The 2007-nt window shown below is 59.2% G+C and carries 1 rRNA gene; it reads right to left on the reverse strand.

Annotated features, from left to right (window positions below):
- A 23S ribosomal RNA gene (locus ABIA38_RS45025) occupies positions 1–1864 on the reverse strand; the annotation flags it as partial.
- Positions 1865–2007 lie beyond the last annotated feature (143 nt).

Consider the following 2007-nt stretch of genomic DNA (forward strand, 5'->3'; position numbering starts at 1 on the left):
GTATTCTCTACCTGACCACCTGAGTCGGTTTGGGGTACGGGCCGCCACGACACTCGCTAGAGGCTTTTCTCGGCAGCATAGGATCATCCACTTCCCCACAATCGGGTCGGCATCAGGTCTCAGGCTGTATGTCGTGCGGATTTGCCTACACGACGCCCTACACCCTTACCCCGGGACTACCACCGCCCGGGCTGGACTACCTTCCTGCGTCACCCCATCGCTCACCTACTACCCGATTGGTTCGGCGGCTCCACCAAAACCGTTCACCCGAAGGATCCCGGCGGCTTCACGGCCTTAACATCACGAGGTTCGGCGCTGGCGCATCGTAGCGGGTACGGGAATATCAACCCGTTGTCCATCGACTACGCCTGTCGGCCTCGCCTTAGGTCCCGACTTACCCTGGGCGGATTAGCCTGCCCCAGGAACCCTTGGTCATCCGGCGCACACGTTTCCCACGTGTGATTCGCTACTCATGCCTGCATTCTCACTCGTGCAGCGTCCACCACTGGTTTCCACCGCGACTTCACTCGCTGCACGACGCTCCCCTACCCATCCGTACGCCTGAACCACGAAGGCTTGGCTACATGCACGAATGACACGACTTCGGCGGTGCGCTTGAGCCCCGCTACATTATCGGCGCGGAATCACTTGACCAGTGAGCTATTACGCACTCTTTCAAGGGTGGCTGCTTCTAAGCCAACCTCCTGGTTGTCTCTGCGACTCCACATCCTTTCCCACTTAGCGCACGCTTGGGGGCCTTAGTCGGTGCTCTGGGCTGTTTCCCTCTCGACCACGGAGCTTATCCCCCGCAGTCTCACTGCCGCGCTCTCACTTACCGGCATTCGGAGTTTGGCTTATCTCAGTAACCTGGTGAGGCCCATCAACAATCCAGTGCTCTACCTCCGGCAAGAAACACACGACGCTGCACCTAAATGCATTTCGGGGAGAACCAGCTATCACGGAGTTTGATTGGCCTTTCACCCCTAACCACAGGTCATCCCCCAGGTTTTCAACCCTGGTGGGTTCGGGCCTCCACACGGTCTTACCCGCGCTTCACCCTGCCCATGGCTAGATCACTCCGCTTCGGGTCTTGGGCGCGCGACTCAAATCGCCCTGTTCGGACTCGCTTTCGCTACGGCTACCCCACACGGGTTAACCTCGCCACACACCGCAAACTCGCAGGCTCATTCTTCAAAAGGCACGCAGTCACGGCCACCCACACAAGGCGGATGACGACGCTCCCACGGCTTGTAGGCACACGGTTTCAGGTACTATTTCACTCCCCTCCCGGGGTACTTTTCACCTTTCCCTCACGGTACTAGTCCGCTATCGGTCACCAGGGAATATTTAGGCTTGGCGGGTGGTCCCGCCGGATTCACACGGGATTTCTCGGGCCCCGTGCTACTTGGGAAATGCGCAAGCAAGCCGCACATGTTTCGTCTACGGGGGTCTTACCCTCTACGCCGGACCTTTCGCATGTCCTTCGACTACACATACGGTTTCTGACTCGCCGACCGGCCGGCAGACCGATCAAGCACACTCCCACGACCCCGATCACGCAACCCCTGCCGGGTATCACACGTAACCGGTTTAGCCTCATCCGATTTCGCTCGCCACTACTCTCGGAATCACGGTTGTTTTCTCTTCCTGCGGGTACTGAGATGTTTCACTTCCCCGCGTTCCCTCCACACACCCTATATATTCAGGTGCGGGTGACAGCCCATGACGACTGCCGGGTTTCCCCATTCGGACACCCCCGGATCACAGCTCGGTTGACAGCTCCCCGGGGCCTATCGCGGCCTCCCACGTCCTTCATCGGTTCCTGGTACCTAGGCATCCACCGTGCGCCCTTAACAACTTGGCCACAGATGCTCGCGTCCACTGTGCAGTTCTCAAACAACAACCGATTCCCACAGACTCCATGGCCGACGCCTACCCGTCACAGTGACGAGCGGTTCGTGGACCGTCCGAGGATCGGAACCTTCCCGAGACAACAGACCGGCCCCA

Source organism: Embleya sp. AB8, from assembly GCF_049739465.1.
GTDB lineage: Bacteria > Actinomycetota > Actinomycetes > Streptomycetales > Streptomycetaceae > Embleya.